Source organism: Pseudomonas sihuiensis (assembly GCF_900106015.1).
Classification (GTDB): domain Bacteria; phylum Pseudomonadota; class Gammaproteobacteria; order Pseudomonadales; family Pseudomonadaceae; genus Aquipseudomonas; species Aquipseudomonas sihuiensis.
The window spans coordinates 1-18,842 of the sequence record NZ_LT629797.1; the positions used below are offsets into that span (position 1 = coordinate 1).

Here is an 18,842-nt window from a genome sequence, read left to right on the forward strand (position 1 = left end):
CGGCCTGGCTCATGACGCAGCCCTTTGCCGGCGTCAGCCAGCAGACGTAGCAGCCGCCGAGGCGGACGCTGTTGATGGTGTGGACGCCTTTGGTGCTCCAGCTCGGGCTGCGCCATTCGCTGCGGAACGATGCGGCGAGCTGGTCGGAGTCCTCGGCGTTGATGAGATCTTGCCGTCGAGCGGCGATGCGGCCTCGATGCGCACGCCCACCGCACGCAGGCGGCGGGTCATGTCGTTGAGGGCGCGGAGCTTGTCGGCCAGGTCAGGGGTCAGCACGGTGCACATCGGTAGCGCGTGCTGGATCGAGATCTCGGCGGCGATCTTGGCGCTGAGCGGGATGACGTTGGGAGCGCGCATGGTCACTCCTCCTCGTCGCTGGTGGGAGCTTTGCGCTCGATGGACAGCGGAAACTTCTCGAACTGCTGCTCGGCAATCGCCAAGGCGAAGCGCCAGCCTTTTAGCATCGCGCCCTGCAGGACGATGGGATTGGCATCAGCCTCGCCGAGGCGGATCTCAGTGCCCTCTACCGCCTGCTGCAACTTGCCGAGGTTGCCAATGCGGTGCTGGTGCCACTCGATCAGCGGCTTAGCCAGGTCGAGCTGCGCTTCCTGGGCCCCTGCGGTATGGGCTTCGTCCTCGAAGGCAGTGACCATCTCCAGCAGCACCAGCTTCTCCAGCTCGGCCTGCTCCAACTGATTGCCCTGGTCGAACGGCCCGCCGACCATGCTCCAGGCCGAGGCGTACACCTGGGCCTGTTCCATGACTTGTTCGATGGTGATGGCCATGGCTCACACCCCCTTCACAACATCAGCCGTGATACGGCTTTCGCCGATCTCGGCGGCGAGGTTGAGGGCGGCGTTGAACAGGTTGCCGATGGCCAGCGGGTAGAGCTGGCTGGCGCCGTCTTTGCCCGAGCTGCCCAGGCGCTCGATGATGGCCTGCACGCCGCTGGCGTCGATCAGCTCGTCGAGCTGCTTGCCAGCGTGCTTGCAGCGGAATGCCAGGTGCGCGTCCAGGTCACCGACGGTGATGGGCTGCAGTTGCGCGATCTCGATGCGCTGGGCCACCTCGCGCACGTCGCCGTTGCGTGGGCTGAGCTTGATCAGCAGCTCGGGCTGGCCGATGAGGATGATCGACAGCAACTTGTCGAAGCCGTGTTCGAGCTGGTCACGCATGCGCTTGAGGTGCTTGAGCGTGGGGATGGGCAGCGAGTGCGCCTCTTCGATGATCAGCACATGGCGGAAGCCGGCGCCGTGGCTGGCCTTGAGGGTGGCATGCATCTGCGCGAAGCGGGCCTCGGGGCTGGATTTGGCTTTCTCCAGCGGTGCCACAGCGGCCATCACAGACTCGGCAATGTGGGTGGCCTTCAGGGATTTGCCCTTGGTGTCGTTGTCCTCCATGCCCAGCACGTAGGGTTCGATAACGATCACCGGTTCATTGCGCAGGCGGTGCGCCAGGTCGCGGCGCAGGGTGCTCTTGCCGGCGCCGGATTCGCCCACCACGGCGAGGAAGCCGTCATGCCGGGCGGTCTGGTACATGCTCTCGCGGATGTAGCGGATATCGGGGCTGAGATACATCTCTTCGGCGGCTTTCAGCTCACCGAATGGATCGTGGTGCAGGTTGAACGCCCGCTTGGTGTCTGGTCGCAGCACTTGTTTAGCCATTAGCATGTCGGGGCACTCCTGGGTTTCGTGATTGTTTTCCGGGGTTGCAGGGGCCTGCGCGTTGGCGCGCGCAGGCTCCATCTCTTCGAATGCGGTGCGCGCCTGGCAGAAAAGCGCACCGTTGTTCATCAGGTAGTCCGTGATCTGCCACTGCAGCGAGTCCTGCTCGATGCTTTTGGGCCACTGACCGTGGTTGATCAGCTGCGCGATGGCAGCCGGGCTCAGCTTCACTGCCCTGGCCAGGTCGGCCTGGCCCTTGCCGATATCGGCGAGTACTTTTTTCAGGCGCAGCATCACTCACCCCCAACAAGGCGCAGGCCTGGGCGTGCGGGCGCGGTCAGGCGCGTGTGGATGGCGTCCAGCTCGGCTTCGGGTACGCCGTTGGGGTAGTCGGCCTTGAGAGTGGCCAGGTGCTCGGCGTTCCAGGCGCTGCCCATGCGGGCGCGCAGCGCCTTGGCGGCTTCGATAACGGTGAGCGGCTTGATCTCGACCGTGGCCACGGTGACGCGGGTTTCCAGCTCGGTGCCGCGCTTGGGCAGGTAGGTCGGCAGGCTGGTGTCGGTCAGGTGCTTGTGCGGGTCGATGGTGTTGCCGAACGGCGTTACCTTGGCCTTGCGTGCCTTGGCGGCTGCCTCTTCGCTGTCGGTACCGGTGGCCAGTTGTTCCAGCAACTTGCGCGTCACCTGGGCAGGCGTTTCCGCATGGCGTTTGTGCTCTTCGCCCAGTACAGCTGCGCCTTCCACGAAGCCGTATTCGTCCCGATCCAGGCGCTCTATCACGTACAGAGTCTGGTGGCCGTTTTCGTCGCGCAGCACGGCCTGGGCACTTTCCCCATCACGCCATGGGTTGCGGGTGATCAGCAGTTTCTCGTTGACCATCACGTCCGGCACGCTGCGCACGTCGTACAGGGCGCCACGGTAGGACACCTGCAGCAAGGTGTTGACCTTGCGCAGCTCTGGCGCGCTGATGGCCATTTCCCTGCACACCTCCGCCGGCGGCGCGATGCGCAGCTGCTCGGGCTTGATCTGCATCCACACGCCATAGCGGGTACGGCGTGTGCGGGTATGAATGGCCGTGGCATTGAAGGCGCGCATCCACTCGCCAGCACGGGCATTGATGTGTTCCAGGGATTCGGCTTTCTCCAGCTTCAGGCCGCTCTCGAACTCGCACTCGACGATGTTGTGAGCCTGCTCCACCTGGCCTTTGGCGCGGGCGTTGCCGACTTCGTTGATGATCAGCTCAATGCCCAAGGCCTGGCACAGGTTGCGGAACATCGCAGAGGTCATGGCCGCACCGGGGTCGGTCATGATCATGAAGGGCACGCCGTGGAACGGGTCATGCTCGCCGCGCTTGACCATGGCGCTGATCAGCACATGGCAGATGTTCTCCGCGCTCTCGGCGCCCAGCACGTACTGAACATAGATGGTGCCGCTGGTATGGTCGGTGATCACGTAGCGCCATAGGCGCTTGCGCTCGATCTTCTTGAGGTTGGCCGGCTTGCCGTCGTAGTACTCGGCGGGGTTGATGGTGCGGGCACCGTCGTCGTCCAGGTAGAACTGTGTCGATAGCGAGGCGTCGATTTGCCAGACGTGGTTCGGGTGCTTGCTCGACAGCGAGATGGCCGGTGCTGGGGCCAGCAACTGCTTGGGGTGCTGGCCGTGCTGGTACAACGCACGGCTGATGGCGCTCTCGCTCATGGGCTTGAGTTCACCGGTTTTCTTGTCCAGCACCTCGGCGCGAATCTTGCCATTGGCGCGCAGGCGCGCCACCACCAGCTTGATGGATGAGAGCTGTTTGTCGTTCTTGCGGATGCTTTCGATCCACAGCGCCGAGATGAGCTGCAGCTCGCGCAGCGGAATGCTGGTGTTGCCAGCATCCTTGCGCTGCTTGCGGGGTTTGTCCTTCACGGTCAGTACCTCCAGTTTGCGGTACAGCGTGGCCAGTGACATGCCCAGCCGTGCCGCCGTTTCCGCATACAGCGCGGTGCGGTTGGCGCCGGCCTGCTGGGCCTGGCCGTAGGCCGCCAGAATCTCCTGGGCATGGATGGGGTTCATGGTCAGGCCTCGGGCAGGTCATCGAGGCCGAGCAGGGTCTGCCAGCCGGGCAGTTGATCCGGGTGCAGCTCGGGCAGGTGGAACTCGCTGCGAATGGCCATCAGCGTCACCTCCAGGTTGCGCACCAGGGCGGCGGTAAAGCTGCGGTGATCCTCGCCGGTCTGCTGGGCCAGTTGCTCCAGGTCGGAGAAGGCCTTGCGCAGGGTGCCCTGCAGGGTGCTCTCCACCTCGTAGGCGGTGGCCACCACCTCCTGGCGCAGCTGCTTGGCCTCCTCGACGGGCTGCACCACGATGACCTTGGGCTTCTTGGCCAGGGCGGCGGACAGCTCGTCGATCTTGGCGTTCTTGTCGGCGTTGACCTGGGCCAGGGCCTTCTTGTCCTCGCGGGTTTCACGCAGGGCTTTGCGCAGTTCCTTGACGGACATGGTGGCGACGTCGTCGAGGCTCAGCTCGCCGGTCTGGCCAGTGAGTTCCAGCTCCTGGATCTCTTCGTCGTCCAGGACGAGCATTTCGAAGAGCTTGGACTGGTTGCCCAGGGCCCTGGTCAGGGCGGAGTCGCTGCCGAGGCTGGCGAAGCGGGTAACCGAGCGCATGAACTTGCGCGCCACGCCATCGTCAATGCCCAAGGCATCTAGACGCTCAATGAATTCGCCATGGCCACATGCCTCTCTGAGCACTCGTATGCCACGCCCGACTTCGAGGCAGGCCTCGACGCTGCGGCGCATATTGGCGGCGATGTCGCGCTGGATCAGGTCCGGGTCGGTGCAGTCGGCGGGCAGTTGGTAGCCAATTTGCGCCGCCACGGCGCGCACCTTGGCTTCATGTTCGGCGCTGAGCGTGGCCACCTGGTGCTGCTGTGTCAGCAAGGCCTGGCCTTGCTGCAGGTCGTCTTCGGCCAGCTCGATGGTGGTGTTGGGTTTGCGTGGCATCAGGCAGCCCTCCGCTCATCACCAGCCAGTTGCTGCAGACGCGCGATAGCCTCGGTGCGGTTGCCGTTGGCCTCGACCAGGGCATTGCGGAACTCGTCGGCGCCACGGCGGCAGCCGTAGTAGTAGGCGTCGAACTCAAGGCTCCCCTGCGGGTAGTTGACGGTGGTGGGTTCGCCCTCGATGCGCAGCTTGAGTGCCGCACAGAGGCCCTCGATATAGATGCTGCTGTGGCGGTCGCCGCCGCGTAGCAGGTGCTGGGCCAGTTTCAGGTAGTTCATAGCGTGCTCCTTGGTTAATGGGCGCTGATGCGCGCCTGGATCTCGGTGATACGTGCTTGGCCGCGCTGCAGCTCTTCAGCGGTGGCCATGGCGTACTTCAGAAACGCGATGCTCGGTGCGAAGCGGCCGGTGTCGAGCCGCGTGGCGAAGCCGGCCTCGATCAGGGTGTCCATGTAGCGGGTGATGTTGGCCGGGCTCTCGCCCAAGCCCTTGGCCAGCTCGGTGTTGCTCAGGCCGGTGAGGGTGTGGCCACGCAGCGCGTTGAGTACGCGCAGCACGCGCAGGGCGCTGTCGCTGGTGCGTTTGGTGCTCATGCGCAGCGCTCCATCGGGACGACGACCAGGGCGCCGGATTGGTTGATGCCGGGTTGGCCACCTACGGCGGTCGCCAATTGCTCGTGCAGGCTCATGGCCTCGTCACGCCAGCCTTCGGCGCACTCCTCCATGCGGGCCAGCTCGGCACGCAGGCGGGCGTTCTCTTCGTCCAGGCGTGTAACCTCCTGGCAAAGCTGCTCCAGGGCTTGTTCGTCCAGGCGACGCAGCAGCGCGCGGATATCGATGGCCTTATTCATCGTCAGCCACTCCAAAGTCGAGTTGAGGGGTTTGCGCCTGGGCGACGTTGCCGTGGTGCCAGGCGAGGGATTCGAGGCCGGCGCGGATGGCGTCCAGCGTTTGCTCGGCGGTTTGCTTGCCGTCGTAGAAGGCCATCAACGCGCCGGTGGTGTTGTGCAGCACGCCCTGCAGCTGCTGCAGGTCGCTGGCGTTGCAGGCCTTGCCGACCGGGATGTCGACCAGGAGCTTGCCGTGGGCGGCGGCCAGGTAACGGGTGATCAGCGGCAGGCCGCAGGCTTTCTCCAGTGGCAGCACCATGGTCAGCGGCAGGCGGCCATTGCCCATCCACTTGTAGAGCGAGCTGGCGTTGTTCTGGCACAGATGGTCTGTGGCCAGCCGCTCGATCCCGCGGTTATGGCGCTGCAATGCATGCTCGGCGCAGCCGCTCATAGCCTCGGCGGGCGAGCGCGGTACCCAGTGTTTCCAATTGCGGCGGGTCATTGGATGGGGCTCCTTGGGGCCGCTTGCGGCGGCTTCCAATCAAAAACTCTGTTTCGCCCTTGGCAATGTCGTTACCCAAGGGCCAGTCTGTTGGTGGCATTCACCAACACGGGAGAACAGTGGCCATGGCTGACGACATCAAGCAGTTACGCGCCCAGGTAGAGGCACAGAGCTGTGTGATCCAACACTTGCTGGTGGCTTGCATGCGGCACGGGATAATCGATTCGCATGTACTGGCCGAGGAGTGCCGAACCCGCAGAGACAGCCCTACGTCCATTGCGGCAGAGCCCGGCGCAGGCCGGTTGCTGCTCATAGAGCTGGAGGCCTGGGCGACACTGATCACTGATCAGCACCTGGCAGATGCAGGGCCTCAAGGCGATTGAGTGCCTCGGCTTCGTCAAGGTTTTTGGCCTCGGCTTCATCCTGCAAACGCTGGTAAACCGATTGCACGGAAAGCCCCATGGCATGCGCCAGACGAGCGCAGCGCCCAGCACGGGAGTAATCAACACCAATAAACGGGTCTAGAGCGGCATCCAGACCCTTCAGCTGACGAAGCCTGACGGCAGCCTCGACGATACTGAGGGGGCGTACATCTCGGCTGGTGAGGCGATCCCCCACCAGCCGCCCTGCGCCGATCAGCATCAGGCGGTCAACCAGCTTGGCGGTACCGGGCGTGGCCAGGGTGCGATCAACGATGACCAAAGCCTGCTCTTGGGCTTCTGCCAGGTGCGCGGCAATGGCTGGGCCGTCGCCAGGTGCACAGGCGATCAGGGCGTTCAGCGCGGCGCGCCAGGCGTCCATCGGGTGGGGGATCAGGTCGATGTGTTCTACGTGCATGGCGGTAACCCTCAAGCGGCTTGGTGGGTTTGGGTTGGGTTGGCTTTCAGGCCCAGGGCCACGGCGGCGTGGTGAGCGTCGCCGCGCAGGCCTTTGAGCCGGCCGCGCAGCAGGTCGACCATGGTCATGCGGTCGATACCCAGCTCACGCGCCCAGGCGGATTTGTTGATGCCGTGCGTCACGAACCAGGCGTTGGCGCTTTCCGGCGTTTGTGGGTACGGCAGCGGGGCCGCGCTGGTGGTGGTTGGGTTGCCTTTCATGCTTGGCCTCGTGTGGTAAATTGCGGTTTTCGAGCAAGGAGCGGCGCTGATGGATCAGTTGGAACCATTGCTGGGCGCGATCAGGGAGCGGCATCAGGAGCAGGCGGCTCACCTGCATGGCCTTGAGTGCCTGGTGGGGTTTCTGCTGGCGCAGTTGAAGGCGAGCCCGGGTTGGTCGGCAGAACGCTTGCTGGATGCCCTGGAGGCAGAACAACGAGCACAGCTGGAGCGTGATCCGGAAGCCCCGCAGCTATGGCCGTTCGAACAGCTAGCGATGCAGTTGAGTTGCCTAGCTGGCCGCCCAGTGTGGCCAAGCGACCTGCCCAAAGCGCTTCAACGGGGCTTCCCCAGGCTTGACTCAGCACCGCCTGGGTTGCGGCTCGCAGGTGCTGATATTCAGCACGACGAATGAGTTGGTAGATGGCGTTTGGAGTAGTGCCGAAGCGCTCGGCCAGTTCGGCCTGGTTGGTGCCATTGAAGGCTTGCAGGATTTGCGCGTCCCGTGCGGCAAGTTGCGCTGCAAAGCCCTGCGGGATATGGCACGCGGTGCGCTCGGCTACGTATGCGTCGAGCTGCTCGGCAAAAGCCTGGCCAACACCGGCTGGGTCAACGGTGACGCGGGTAGTTGGGAACAGCAGGCGCATGGCATCGAGCACGGCCTTGAACGCACCAACGACAAAGGTCAAGGGCAGATCGCTGGAGAATTCGATATGTAGGTTGTAGGTGTTCGGCTTGGGGTTCATGGCGGCTTCCTTCGTGGCTAAGCGAGGTGTTGCGCTGTGGTGTGTGGTTAATAATGGGGAACGAATGTTCCCCTGTCAATGCGCAAAGAGGAATATTCGTGCCTCTTTTTGGAGAGCGCTTGCGCGCAGAAAGGGAACGCCTAGGGCTTGGCCAGCAAGAGATGGCCGAGAAATGCGGTGTGACCATGCGTTCGCAGCGGAACTATGAGAAAGGTGAGCGGCAGCCTGATGCCGCCTATCTGGCTGCATTTACTGCGCTTGGTGGTGACGTTCTCTTTTTACTTACCGGGCATGGTGATCAAAAAATGACTGATCAGTCATATCGGTCGACGGCGACCGATATGACCGAAAACACAAATCCAGTCACGCATTCCGTGGCGGCTGAGCCGCTGGGTGAATACCGGTTGAACCGGCGCGAGAAGGCGCTACTGGAAAACTACCGAGGCTCGGACGAAGAAGGACGACGAGCCATGGAGAGCACAGCGAGTGCTCTGGCGCACAGGGACAGTGCGAAGAAGAAGGGACGCCAAGGCGTCGAATGATGACTAGGCCTGCATGGCCATCAAGGAGGGTTACCAATGGCGCTGATCGAATGCCATGAGTGCAAGCGGGAAATCTCTGACCAGGCCAAGGTTTGCCCTGGTTGCGGTGCCAAGGTGCGGGGTGAGCCAAAGAGCTACGCGTGGCTCTGGACGATCCTGATTCTGTTGGCTGGGTTTGTTTGGTACAGCACGGTTACCACCAAGGAGCAGCGCCAGGATCAAATGGCCTATGAGCTATGTCTGCAGGATATGAAGAAGTTTCCAGGCAACCCAATTGTCGCCGGGACCTGCACCATGCTGCGTGACAAGTACAAAGCCAAATACCACCGAGAGCCATGAGGGCACATGAGCGACTACGGCGAAGGTGACCTGGACCTGCTGTTCACCATGTTCGAAGGGGTGATGCAGGCCCAGGAGTACCTGACTATGAGCCTTTTACATACCGGCGCGCTTGATCGCGCAGGCCTGCAAGCCAGGCTTGAAGCCGCGCTAGCCAGGGACGATTTGCGGGTTGGCACGCAAATCCCCCTTTCGCGGATGCTCGAGGTTGTGAAGGGGCAGCAGCCGACCCCGCCGCCCCGCTGGACGCCTCGGCTGATTCCTGGAAAGAAGCCTGACTGAGCCGCTGCTGGGCTGCGCGCTCGACTTCGGCCCGTCGCGCGGGCGCTTCACGGTTGGCGCGCTCGAAGTACTCAATCATGCGCTGCTCATTTTGCGCGGGCGAATGAATACTCAGGGCTTGGCGAAAGGCACCTGGGTTCGCTTCGATTGATGCGAGCAGTTGCTCTATGTCCAGATCACGCTTAGCAGCCTGTCCCGGCTCGCGCAGTACTGCTTCTGCGCGGGCCTTGAAGTCGGCCAGGCTTTCACCGTTCTCAATGCTGTAGTCGATGATCTGGCGAAGTATCGCCAGGCGGTCGGCGTCGGTCGTCTGCATATCGGTTGCCCTCTGCTGGTTTCGGCTGCCGATCCTGCGCCCTTGCCTGGGCAATGTATTTTTGCCGCGTCCAAATTACTCCGCGCGCGCGCGAGGCGAAGCTGTGATCTCTGCCGTTTAAGACCGGCACTTATTAGCACAGCAACGGCCAGGGATTGGCCAACCTCGGAGCGCAACCCATGGCCACCTGCCAGAACAAGCCCAAGCGCCGCTTCCTGCCGCGCATGACCGTATTCGCTGTTATCTCCATCCTGCTGCTGCTGGCCATCTGGTACGTGCGGCCCGAGCAGCTGCAGGTGGTGCTGTACAAGGCCAGCCTGATCACCATCGGCGCCGTGCTGGGTTACTACATCGACCGAGCGGTGTTCCTGGATGAAGCACGCCCGCATCAGTGCATCGGTGGCATCCATATCGTTGGGGCCTGGCTGCGCCGTGCACTGATCGTGCTTGCGTGTGTGCTCGGCATGACGCTGGGGCTGTAGTCGTGAACCGCCTCAAGCGTTGGCTGGCCGAGGCCGGCAACGATCTCGCCATTATCTGGATGATCGAGCCGCGCCTGTTCCTGTGGCCGCTGATCCTGCTGATGTTCGCAGTGGGCCTGTTCATCGTGCCCAGCGCCGACGCTGCGAGCATCCCGACCGCTGCCGAGCAGCACCGCCGCACCCTGGTGCGCGCTGCGCATGCCGAATGGGGCCTGGGTGCGCCTGTGGCGACCTTTGCCGCCCAGGTTCACCAGGAGAGCGCCTGGCGCGTGAATGCCCGGTCGCCTGTGGGCGCCGAGGGCCTGGCGCAGTTCATGCCGGCTACGGCGGACTGGATGGCCGAGATCTACCCGCGCAGCCTGGGCCCGGCGCAGCCGTACAACCCAGGCTGGGCACTGCGGGCGATGGTGGCGTTCGACCGCTGGCTCTACGAACGAAACCAGGCCGCTAGCGAGTGTGACCGCTGGGCCTTTGTGATGGCCGGCTACAACGGCGGCAATGGCTGGGTGAATCGTGACCGCAGGCTGGCATCGGCACAGGGCGCCGATCCGCTGGCCTGGTTCGATTCCGTCGAGCGGCACAACGCTGGCCGCTCGGCCGCCAACTTCCGCGAGAACCGCCATTACCCGCGCGCCATCCTGCTGCGCTGGGAGCCGATGTATGCGGCTGCCGGCTGGGGGCCTGGCGTGTGCGCCGACAGGTATAGCCGCCATGAAGATCCCGACGCTGTTTCTGCTCGCCACGTTGACCAGCAGTTCGCCTGCCGCCTGCTCCCGGAACTGGCTGGCTGCCGCCGAGCTGTTCGCATCGCCGCCGCCCCGCGAGCGCCACGCACCGCGACTACCGCGCAAGTTCAGGCGTAAGGGGCGGAGATGATCAACCGAATCGTGATTGCACTCAGCGCCCTGGTCGGGCTGGGGATCGCCCTAGCCGTGACCTGGTTGCTGGCTGCAAGCACTGCCTATGACCTGGGCTACGCCGAGGGCAAGGCAGCTGCAGCCGAGGCGTGCCAGCAGGCCCAGCTCGACGCCCTGGAGGGCGTGATCGACAGCACCAAGGGGCTGATCGCCGACGCCAACGCAGCCAGCCAGGAGCTGGGCAAGACCATCAGCGCACGCCGCCAGGCGGACGCACAGACCACCAAGGAGATCCGCCATGCGCTCGCTACTACTGCGACTCAGCGTGCTGGCTGTGTGTTCGATGCTGGCGTCATGCAGCAGCTCGACGACGCGCGTCGTCGAGCCGCCGAGGCCGCTGCCGGCGGAGTACGCACGTCAATGCCCGCCGCCCGTTGAACCGCACGATAACAGCGCCGATGCCGCCGTGGTGGCGCTCAAGGAGCTTTATGACCAGTACGGCGAGTGCGCTGGCCGGCTGGTGGACCTGGTGAATTACCTGCAGGAGAAACGCTAGATGGATATGGACTTCGCCCTGCGGCTTGGCCAGTTCCTTTTCACCCTGATTGTCGGGGTGTTCTCGATTACCGCAGCGCGCCGCGCCAGTTCTCGGGCCGAGGCCGAAGAGTTGGCCGGGCGCCTGCGCGACCACGGCAACCGCATCCTGGTGCTGGAGCAGCGCATGGATCATCTACCGGATGGCAAGCAGTTGGGCGACCTGGCCGGCGATATGAAGGCGATCAAAGCCGAGCTTGCGGGGGTGGCCCGAGAACTGGCCCCTTTGGCCAGATCGGTCGACCGAATCAATGACTACCTGTTGAACGCGAGGCCGCAATGAGCAAATACGCCAACTACCTGAGCGAAGACCGCCGCCTGGTGATCCTGCACATCCTGGCGGAGATGCCCACCTACCGTGCCAACAGTTCGGTGCTGCATACCGTGCTCCAGGAGTGGGGGCACGAGCCCAGCCGCGACCAGGTGAAAACCGAGCTGCGCTGGCTGGAAGAGCAGCAGCTGGTGGCGCTGGATGACGTTGGCGACGGCGCGGTACTCCTGGCCAAGCTGACCGAGCGTGGTGCCGACGTCGCCGCCGGCCGGGCCCGAGTGGACGGCGTGAAGCGGCCGGGAGCCTAACCATGGGCCGCAAGTCGAGCATCGACCGGCTGGAGCCGGCAGTCCGCACGCACATCGAGAAGCGCCTGCGCGAGCGGCGCCTGACCCTGGACGAGCTGATCGAGGATCTGCACGAGCACTTCCCCAGCGCGGACAAGCCCAGCCGTTCGGCGATTGGCCGCTACAAGGTCAGCTTCGACGAGATGGCCAAGCGGCTGCGCGAGCAGCAGGCCATGGCCAGCCTGCTGGTCGAGGAGCTGGGCGAGAACCCCAACGACAAGGCCGGCGCACTGATGGTGCAGTCGATCCAGACACTGACCACGCACGCCGCCCTGGGCGCTCAGGTCGATGACGAGACCACCATCGACGACGTGCGCAAGCTGGCCCGTGCCGCCAAGGACGTGCTGCAGGCCAGCAAGGCCAGCCGCGAGGAGCGCAAGGCGATCGAGCGTGAAGCCCGCGAAGCACTGCTGGCCGAGCAGGAGCAGCGTCTGGAAGAGATGCGCGGCAGCGACGGCATGAGCGAAGAGTTCGAAGACCGCATCCGCCGCGTCCTGATGGGTAAAGCCTGATGAGCGAGCAAGAAGGCAAAGCACTCAAGGCCCTGACCAAGCCCCGCAAGATCGATCTCGCCGCCGAGCTGGAGCTGCATGGCGTTGTCGTGCCCCAGGACATGGCCGATGCAGTACCGGAGGCCGAGGGCGTGTTCCTGCCTTACCAGCAGCGCTGGTTCGACGACACCAGCCAGATCATGATCGCCGAGAAGTCGCGCCGTACCGGTCTGACCTGGGCCGAGGCCGGGCGTAACGTGATCAACGCCGCCAAGCCCCGCCGCCGTGGCGGCTGCAATACCTTCTACGTGGGCAGCAAGCAGGAGATGGCGCTGGAGTACATCGCCGCCTGCGCGCTGTTCGCCCGTGCCTTTAACGAGATGGCCCAGGCCGACGTCTACGAGCAGACCTTCTGGGATGATGGGCGCCGCGAGGAGATCCTGGCGTACATGATCCGCTTCCCGAAGAGCGGCTTCAAAATCCAGGCGCTCAGCTCGCGCCCGAGCAACCTGCGCGGCCTGCAGGGCGATGTGGTGATCGACGAGGCGGCGTTCCATGAATCCCTTGAGGAGCTGCTCAAGGCCGCCCTGGCGCTGACCATGTGGGGCAACAAGGTCCGGCTGATCAGCACCCACAACGGTGTGGACAACGCCTTCAACAGCTACATCCAGGACGCCCGCGAAGGCCGCAAGGATTACAGCATCCACCGCATCACCCTGGACGATGCCCTGGCCCAGGGGCTGTACAAGCGCATCTGCTACGTCACCAACCAGGAATGGTCGCCGGAAGCCGAGAAGCAGTGGCGCGACAAGCTGTACAAGAACGCCCCCAACATCGAGTCGGCCGACGAGGAGTACGGCTGCGTACCGAAGAAATCGGGCGGCACCTATCTCAGCCGAGTGCTCATCGAGCAGGCGATGGTCGATGACCACTCCATTCGCATCTACCGCTACGAGGCGCCCGAGGGCTTCGAGCAGTGGACGCCTGAGATGCGCGAGGCTGAGATCCGCGCATGGTGCGAGGAGAACCTGGCGCCCGAGCTGGCGCGCCTAAACCCGCGCAACCGTCACACCTTCGGTGAAGACTTTGCGCGGCGTGGCGACCTCACGGTGTTCACGCCACTGCAGATCGATCCGCTGCTGCGCAAGCGCGTGCCATTCGAAGTCGAACTGCGCAACCTCACGTACGAGGCGCAGCGCCAGGTGATGTTCTTCATCTGCGATCGCCTGCCGCGTCTTTCTGGCCTGGCGTTCGATGCCACCGGCAACGGTGGCTACCTGGCTGAACAGGCCGCGCTGCGCTATGGCGCCGGCATTGTCGACCAGGTGCAGCTCAGCCTGGCCTGGTATGCGCTGTGGATGCCCAAGCTGAAGGGCGAGCTGGAGGCCTTCAACCTGCAGATCGCCCGCCACCAGACCCGCCTCGACGACCTGCTTTCGATCAAGGTGGACAAGGGCGTGCCCGTGATCGACAAGGGCCGCACCAAAGATCTGCAGGCACAGGACAGCAAGGCCAAGCGCCACGGCGACAGCGCCGTATCGCTGGCCATGGCGGTGCGTGCCAGCTTCATGGAAGGCGGTGCCATCGAGTTCACCGCACTGCCACGCCACAGTCGTGGCTTCGACAACGTCGACGACAACGACTCCGACCTCACTCTCCCGGAACCTTCAGCATGGTGACCACATCCCGCATCCTGGGCCCAGACGGCCAGCCGATCCGCCTGGCCGAGATCCGCGAGCCGCAGACCGCCCACATCACCAGCCTGCACCACGAAGTGGGCAACCACCCCTCGCGCGGCCTAACGCCGAGCCGGTTGGCAGGCATCCTCGACCAGGCCGAACAGGGCGACGTGATTGCTCAGTACGAACTGTTCGAAGACATCGAGGAGAAGGATGGCCACGTCTTCGCGGAAATGGACAAACGCCGCCGCGCCGTGGCCCAGCTGGACTGGCAGATCGTGCCGCCAGACAACCCCACCGCCAAGGAGAAAGAAGCCGCCACCGCACTCCAGTCGATGCTGGCCGGGCTGGATGACTTCGAGGCGATGCTGTTCGACGTGACCGACGCCATTGGCAAAGGCTTTGCCTGTCTGGAGTTCGACGGCTGGCACCGGGTCGATGGCGACTGGCTGCCGCGTGCAATCGATCACCGGCCGCAGACCTGGTTCCAGCTCACCCGCGGCGAGCGTCGCCAGGAGATCCGCCTACGCGGCTCGATGGGCGGTGAGCCCCTGCAGCCATTCGGCTGGATCACCCACGTGCATAAGTCCAAGAGCGGCTACCTGGAGCGCAGCGCACTGTTCCGCGTGCTGGTGTGGCCGTACCTGTTCAAGAACTACAGCGTGGGTGACCTGGCCGAGTTCCTGGAGATCTACGGCATCCCGATGCGCGTGGGCAAGTACCCAGGCGGCGCCACCGAGAAGGAGAAACTGACCCTGCTGCGTGCCCTGGCCCAGCTCGGCCACAGCGCCGCTGGCATCATTCCGATCGGCATGGAGATGGACTTCCTCAACGCCGCCGAAGGTGACCCGGCTGCGTTCAAGCTGATGATCGACTGGTGCGAACGCACCCAGAGCAAGGCCATCCTGGGCGGCACGCTCACCAGCGGTACCGGCGATGGCACCAACACCAACGCCCTGGGCAACGTGCACAACGAGGTGCGCCTCGACCTGCGCGACTCCGACGCCAAGCAGTTGGCCGCTACGATCAGCCGTGACCTGGTGTACCCGATCGCCGTGCTCAATGGCCTGGCTGACAGCTGGAAGCGCTGCCCGCGCCTGGTGTTCCCGACCCAGCAGCCGGAGGATCTGAAGGTCTACGCTGATGCGTTGCCTGGCCTGGTGAAACTCGGCTTCAGGATTCCCCGCCAGTGGGCCCAGGAGAAGGTGGCCATCCCCGAGCCGGCCGAGGGCGAGGACGTGCTCCAGCTGCAGGCCGAGCCAGTCACGCCACCAGCTGATGAGCCGCCACCGCACCGCGCAGCTGCCACTGCCCAGCAGCGCCGAGCAGCCCCCAACGACCCCGCCGAAGCAATGGCGCCGCGCCTGCAGAAGGATCTGCAGCCTGCCGTGGCCGAGTGGGCCGAGCAGCTGCAGGCGCTGGTGGCCGAGGCTGGCTCGCTGCAGGCCATCCAGGCCGGGCTGCTGGAGCTGGCGCCGCAATTGAGCCTGGACCAGTACGCCGAGGTGATGGCCGAGGCACTGGCCGCCGCCGACCTGGCCGGGCGTAACGACATCGAGGACGAGGTGCGCTGATGGCCCAGCCCGCCAGCTACGGCAGCCTGCCGTTTCGTGAGCAGAACGAGTTCCTGCGCCGCAAGCTGCCGAGCGTGGATTACTTCGCCGTGCGCGGCGCCGCGCATGACCACGCCTTCGTGGTGGCCGGGGCTCACCGCGCTGACATGGTCGCGGACATTCAGCAGGTGCTGCAGAGCGCGCTGGACAACGGCGACACCCTGGAGGCCTTCCGCGAGGACTTTTTCGCGGTGCTCGATAACTACGGCTGGCAGCCCGATGGCGGCCGCGCATGGCGATCGCGGGTGATCTACGAAACCAACCTGCGCACCAGCTACGCCGCCGGCCGCTACCAGCAGCTGCAGGACGTGAAGGCCACGCGGCCCTACTGGATGTACGAGCACAGCGATGCGGTGATCACCCCACGCCCCGAGCATGAGGCCTGGCACGGCCTGGTGATCCCGGCCGATGACCCCTGGTGGCAAACCCATTACCCGCCCAACGGCTGGGGCTGCCAATGCCGGGTGCGGGCGCTGAACGAGCGCGACCTCAAGCGCCTGGGCAAGGATGGCCCGGACAAGGCGCCGGCCAGCCAGACGCGGCGCATCGAGTACAAGGGCGAGATCGTTGAGGTGCCCGAAGGTATCGACCCCGGCTGGGGCTATGCACCAGGTCGCAGCGCCCTGGAGCGCCAGGTGCAACTCAGCATGAGCAAGACCGAACGCCTGCCGGCAGCGCCGGCCGCGAGCATGGCGCAGCAGCTGCTGGAGCACGGTGCGGTGAGCCGGGCAATCGACAACGACTGGCGCCGCCTGCTGGATGATGTGGTGATGGACGGCGTGGATCGCGGCCGCAGCATGCTGGTGGGCAGCATCAGCCCGAACCTGGTCACCGGCCTGGCCGGCGCCGGGGTAACGCCGCTGACGGCGGTAATCGGCATCAGCGACGTGGCTATGCTGCGCATGCTGGCCGGCAAGGCACGTGATGCGCGTGCCGCCAACGCTGAACGCGTCGGCAGCCTGCCCACGGCGCTCGCCCGGCCGCGTGCGGTGCTGCTCGATGCCGGCAGCAATAGCCTGGTGTACGTATACGGCGACGAGCTGGCCGTGAGTGTGCGCTACCTGGTGGGCGGCGATGCTGCGGCAAACAGCGTGCAACAGGCCCTGGACATCGCTGCGGTGCGTCGGCGCCTGCAGGTCGGGCAGCTGGTGCTGCTGGAAGGCGAGCTATGAGCGGCGCACGGGTAGAGCTGGAGTTCGACAACGCCGCCGTGCTGACAGCGGTACGCGGCGCCCTGGCCGAGCTGGCCGACCCAAGGCCGATGCTGCTGGATATCGGCGAGGCGCTGGTCAACAGCACCCGCGACCGTTTCAGCGCGCAGCGTGGGCCGGATGGCCAGACCTGGAAGTCGCTCAGCCCGCGCTACCTCGCCACCAAATCGCCCAACCCCGGCAAGATCCTGCAGCGCCGCGGCGACCTGGTGCGGCAGATCTTCCCGCAGGTGGAGGGCGCCACGCTGCTGGTGGGTACCGACCGGGTGTACGGCGCGGTGCATCAGTTCGGCGCGCTCAAGGGCGCCTTCGGTAAAACCCGCCGCGGCGCGCCCATCCCCTGGGGCGACATTGCGGCGCGGCCGTTCCTCGGTATCTCCGACGATGACGCGGCTGAGATCATCGCCATCGCCCGCGACCACCTGCAGGCCCGTTTGCAGGGCTGAAAACCGCAAACCGCCGCAAAGGCCCGTAGAAGCGTTTTAAGCCCCCCAGGGGGCTGCCGTTGTACGCGTCGGGCTGCCTCGTACCGTTTCCGGGGCTGTTTGGGCGTTTATAAACACGGCTCCGCATCTGGCCTGGAGTGAGTTTTGGGCCAAAGCCTGGGAAAACCGGGAAAATGCCGAAAAATGGTAAAACTGTTGCCAAGGTGGTAACGCTGGGCTAGGGTAAAAGTACTTAAACCAAACGGCAGTCACTGCGCTGACCTCGCAGCCTGCCGCCAGCCCTCGGGCTGGCGTTTGCATTTTTACGGTCGGGATGAGAGCGCGGATACAAGACCCTTCGGGGGAAGAAGCGCCAGGGTTCCCGTTTGGACCCTAGTTGAATCCCGACCACCTGATGGGCTACTAATCCGTCAGGCAAGACACTTAAACCAAACGGAGGTCATCATGACCGCGCTCACCTTCCGCGATACCCGCCTCGATGTTATCGACCGTAACGGCCAGCGCTGGCTCACTGCCGAGCAGATCGGCCTGGCCCTTGGCTACGCGCCAGACAACGCTCGTAAGGGCGTAAACAAGCTCTATAACGCTCATAGCGACGAGTTCACCGAGCAAGACACAGGTGTCGCCGTTTTGGCGACACCTAGTGGCCGGCAGGAATCACGCATTTTCTCTTCCAGCGGCTGCATCCTCCTTGGCTTCTTCGCCAATACCACCCGCGCCAAGGAGTTCCGCGTGTGGGCCAAGCAGGTGCTGGCCTGCCGTCCGGAACCCGCCGCACCGGCCCGTGGCCCGTCCGGTCGGGTGCTGATCACCCGTGCCATGGAACGCCAGGTGCTGGAGCTGTTCGTCGCCGGCTGGCGGCAGCGCGCCATTGCCGATGAGGTGGGCCTATCCGCCGCCGCCATCAACCTGCTGCTGCATGCCAAGTACCAGTTCAGCCCGGCTGCTGGCGAGCCGCAGTGCAGCCCCGAGCTGCTCGCCGCTGTGGCGGTTAAGCACCTGGAGAACGAGCAGGCGCGGCTGATCGAGCAGCAACAGCGGTTGGCCCAGCGCTTCTGCAACTCGGCGCACAACCAGCCGCTGGCCGACCAGCTCGACCGCATTGGCCGGCACCTGCAACAGGCTGCCGCCGTGGCCTTGCTGCCGCTGGGCGGCAAGGATGGTGAGCAATGAGCCTGCACGAACTGCGCCCCGACCAGGTGGCCGCCATCAACGCCTTTGCCGCGCGGCGCCTGGCCGAACGCATGGGCGCCCTGAGCGCGCTGAAACAACTGCTGGCCGTGCCACTGCCGGTGGATGCCGAAGGTGACGAAACCCCGGCCATGCTCGACCATGTGTCGCGCAGCGACCTGTGCCAACTGGTGGACGTGCTGGCCGGCGACCTGGAGCAGCAGGCCTACAAGGTGCAGGAGCTGGCCGACCAGGCGCTGCACAACACCCTGGCCCTGCTCGACTACCCAGCCGACCACGCCCTGCGCACGCGCTGACCCTCCCTAGCCCGGCCTCGCGCCGGGCTTTATTTCCTGCCGTAATGCCCTCGCCAGCCAGCGAGATT

General features: G+C 64.8%; 27 protein-coding genes and 1 pseudogene. 15 read left to right on the top strand and 13 right to left on the bottom strand.

The features are described 5' to 3' along the window. Window positions 1–33: 33 nt before the first annotated feature. The 12 genes from BLT86_RS00005 to BLT86_RS00060 all read right to left on the bottom strand — a co-directional run bounded on the left by BLT86_RS00005 (window position 34) and on the right by BLT86_RS00060 (window position 7,817). Window positions 34–357 (bottom strand): PIN domain-containing protein, encoded by a 324-nt coding sequence (locus BLT86_RS00005; protein WP_092373995.1) that lies wholly within the window; start codon window positions 355–357, stop codon window positions 34–36. A gap of 2 nt (window positions 358–359) precedes the next feature. After that, window positions 360–785 (bottom strand): hypothetical protein, encoded by a 426-nt coding sequence (locus tag BLT86_RS00010; RefSeq protein ID WP_092373998.1) that lies wholly within the window; start codon window positions 783–785, stop codon window positions 360–362. A gap of 3 nt (window positions 786–788) precedes the next feature. Further along, window positions 789–1,958 (bottom strand): ExeA family protein, encoded by a 1,170-nt coding sequence (locus BLT86_RS00015; RefSeq protein WP_092374001.1) that lies wholly within the window; start codon window positions 1,956–1,958, stop codon window positions 789–791. Continuing rightward, the gene (locus tag BLT86_RS00020; RefSeq protein ID WP_092374004.1) at window positions 1,958–3,718 is read right to left on the bottom strand and encodes an integrase catalytic domain-containing protein; all 1,761 of its coding nucleotides are present in this window, start codon (window positions 3,716–3,718) and stop codon (window positions 1,958–1,960) included. Before BLT86_RS00020 ends, BLT86_RS00015 begins: the two co-directional genes overlap by 1 nt. A 2-nt stretch (window positions 3,719–3,720) precedes the next feature. Beyond that, complete coding sequence (locus BLT86_RS00025; RefSeq protein WP_092374007.1) at window positions 3,721–4,647, bottom strand: hypothetical protein; 927 nt, start codon at window positions 4,645–4,647, stop codon at window positions 3,721–3,723. After that, complete coding sequence (locus tag BLT86_RS00030) at window positions 4,647–4,925, bottom strand: hypothetical protein (RefSeq protein WP_092374010.1); 279 nt, start codon at window positions 4,923–4,925, stop codon at window positions 4,647–4,649. Before BLT86_RS00030 ends, BLT86_RS00025 begins: the two co-directional genes overlap by 1 nt. Window positions 4,926–4,939: 14 nt before the next feature. After that, a complete protein-coding gene (locus BLT86_RS00035) occupies window positions 4,940–5,239 on the bottom strand; it encodes a helix-turn-helix domain-containing protein (protein ID WP_020306249.1) in 300 nt (99 codons plus the stop codon). Further along, on the bottom strand, window positions 5,236–5,496 hold the full coding sequence (locus BLT86_RS00040; protein WP_092374013.1) for a hypothetical protein: 261 nt from the start codon (window positions 5,494–5,496) through the stop codon (window positions 5,236–5,238). Before BLT86_RS00040 ends, BLT86_RS00035 begins: the two co-directional genes overlap by 4 nt. Continuing rightward, entirely contained in the window at window positions 5,489–5,977 is a 489-nt protein-coding gene (locus BLT86_RS00045; RefSeq protein ID WP_078458511.1) for a hypothetical protein, read from the bottom strand. Before BLT86_RS00045 ends, BLT86_RS00040 begins: the two co-directional genes overlap by 8 nt. Window positions 5,978–6,316: 339 nt before the next feature. Beyond that, window positions 6,317–6,814, bottom strand: a complete 498-nt coding sequence (locus BLT86_RS00050; RefSeq protein WP_092374016.1) for a hypothetical protein — start codon at window positions 6,812–6,814, stop codon at window positions 6,317–6,319. 11 nt (window positions 6,815–6,825) lie between these two features. Then, window positions 6,826–7,074, bottom strand: a complete 249-nt coding sequence (locus BLT86_RS00055) for a helix-turn-helix domain-containing protein (protein WP_078458513.1) — start codon at window positions 7,072–7,074, stop codon at window positions 6,826–6,828. Between the two features lie 80 nt (window positions 7,075–7,154). Beyond that, window positions 7,155–7,817 (bottom strand): Mor transcription activator family protein, encoded by a 663-nt coding sequence (locus BLT86_RS00060; RefSeq protein WP_092374018.1) that lies wholly within the window; start codon window positions 7,815–7,817, stop codon window positions 7,155–7,157. A 98-nt stretch (window positions 7,818–7,915) separates the two neighbouring features. Between BLT86_RS00060 and BLT86_RS00065 the strand changes: the two genes are divergently transcribed. Continuing rightward, window positions 7,916–8,359 carry a helix-turn-helix domain-containing protein gene (locus tag BLT86_RS00065; protein ID WP_231976566.1) on the top strand — a complete coding sequence of 148 codons (444 nt, stop codon included), beginning with the start codon at window positions 7,916–7,918 and terminating at the stop codon, window positions 8,357–8,359. Window positions 8,360–8,395: 36 nt separating this feature from the next. Then, the gene (locus tag BLT86_RS00070; RefSeq protein ID WP_092374024.1) at window positions 8,396–8,698 is read left to right on the top strand and encodes a zinc ribbon domain-containing protein; all 303 of its coding nucleotides are present in this window, start codon (window positions 8,396–8,398) and stop codon (window positions 8,696–8,698) included. A gap of 85 nt (window positions 8,699–8,783) precedes the next feature. On the opposite strand, the gene BLT86_RS25610 is transcribed toward BLT86_RS00070, so the two are convergent. Then, window positions 8,784–9,296, bottom strand: coding sequence for a hypothetical protein (locus tag BLT86_RS25610; protein ID WP_157719645.1), 513 nt, complete (start codon window positions 9,294–9,296; stop codon window positions 8,784–8,786). 179 nt (window positions 9,297–9,475) lie between these two features. Between BLT86_RS25610 and BLT86_RS00080 the strand changes: the two genes are divergently transcribed. The 13 genes and pseudogenes from BLT86_RS00080 (at window position 9,476) to BLT86_RS00135 (ending at window position 18,774) form a co-directional block, all read left to right on the top strand. Continuing rightward, window positions 9,476–9,778, top strand: a complete 303-nt coding sequence (locus BLT86_RS00080) for a putative holin (RefSeq protein WP_231976567.1) — start codon at window positions 9,476–9,478, stop codon at window positions 9,776–9,778. 101 nt (window positions 9,779–9,879) lie between these two features. Then, a pseudogene (locus BLT86_RS00085) lies at window positions 9,880–10,482 on the top strand (transglycosylase SLT domain-containing protein); the annotation flags it as partial. A gap of 168 nt (window positions 10,483–10,650) precedes the next feature. Further along, window positions 10,651–11,073, top strand: a complete 423-nt coding sequence (locus BLT86_RS00090) for a hypothetical protein (protein WP_092374030.1) — start codon at window positions 10,651–10,653, stop codon at window positions 11,071–11,073. Further along, on the top strand, window positions 10,979–11,191 hold the full coding sequence (gene lysC, locus BLT86_RS26540) for an Rz1-like lysis system protein LysC (protein ID WP_424960552.1): 213 nt from the start codon (window positions 10,979–10,981) through the stop codon (window positions 11,189–11,191). The genes BLT86_RS00090 and lysC overlap by 95 nt, the downstream gene beginning before the upstream one ends. Next, window positions 11,192–11,512, top strand: coding sequence for a DUF2730 family protein (locus BLT86_RS00095; RefSeq protein WP_092374033.1), 321 nt, complete (start codon window positions 11,192–11,194; stop codon window positions 11,510–11,512). Then, on the top strand, window positions 11,509–11,808 hold the full coding sequence (locus tag BLT86_RS00100) for a VpaChn25_0724 family phage protein (protein ID WP_092374036.1): 300 nt from the start codon (window positions 11,509–11,511) through the stop codon (window positions 11,806–11,808). Before BLT86_RS00095 ends, BLT86_RS00100 begins: the two co-directional genes overlap by 4 nt. 2 nt (window positions 11,809–11,810) lie before the next feature. Beyond that, on the top strand, window positions 11,811–12,359 hold the full coding sequence (locus BLT86_RS00105; RefSeq protein ID WP_092374038.1) for a phage protein Gp27 family protein: 549 nt from the start codon (window positions 11,811–11,813) through the stop codon (window positions 12,357–12,359). Beyond that, a complete protein-coding gene (locus BLT86_RS00110; protein WP_092374041.1) occupies window positions 12,359–14,017 on the top strand; it encodes a hypothetical protein in 1,659 nt (552 codons plus the stop codon). The genes BLT86_RS00105 and BLT86_RS00110 overlap by 1 nt, the downstream gene beginning before the upstream one ends. Then, window positions 14,011–15,591 (top strand): DUF935 domain-containing protein, encoded by a 1,581-nt coding sequence (locus BLT86_RS00115; protein WP_092374044.1) that lies wholly within the window; start codon window positions 14,011–14,013, stop codon window positions 15,589–15,591. The genes BLT86_RS00110 and BLT86_RS00115 overlap by 7 nt, the downstream gene beginning before the upstream one ends. Further along, window positions 15,591–16,802 carry a phage head morphogenesis protein gene (locus tag BLT86_RS00120; RefSeq protein WP_092374047.1) on the top strand — a complete coding sequence of 404 codons (1,212 nt, stop codon included), beginning with the start codon at window positions 15,591–15,593 and terminating at the stop codon, window positions 16,800–16,802. The genes BLT86_RS00115 and BLT86_RS00120 overlap by 1 nt, the downstream gene beginning before the upstream one ends. Continuing rightward, window positions 16,799–17,287, top strand: coding sequence for a phage virion morphogenesis protein (locus BLT86_RS00125; RefSeq protein WP_092374050.1), 489 nt, complete (start codon window positions 16,799–16,801; stop codon window positions 17,285–17,287). Before BLT86_RS00120 ends, BLT86_RS00125 begins: the two co-directional genes overlap by 4 nt. 444 nt (window positions 17,288–17,731) lie before the next feature. Then, the gene (locus tag BLT86_RS00130) at window positions 17,732–18,460 is read left to right on the top strand and encodes a BRO-N domain-containing protein (RefSeq protein WP_092374053.1); all 729 of its coding nucleotides are present in this window, start codon (window positions 17,732–17,734) and stop codon (window positions 18,458–18,460) included. Further along, on the top strand, window positions 18,457–18,774 hold the full coding sequence (locus BLT86_RS00135) for a hypothetical protein (RefSeq protein ID WP_092374056.1): 318 nt from the start codon (window positions 18,457–18,459) through the stop codon (window positions 18,772–18,774). The genes BLT86_RS00130 and BLT86_RS00135 overlap by 4 nt, the downstream gene beginning before the upstream one ends. Window positions 18,775–18,842: the final 68 nt, after the last annotated feature.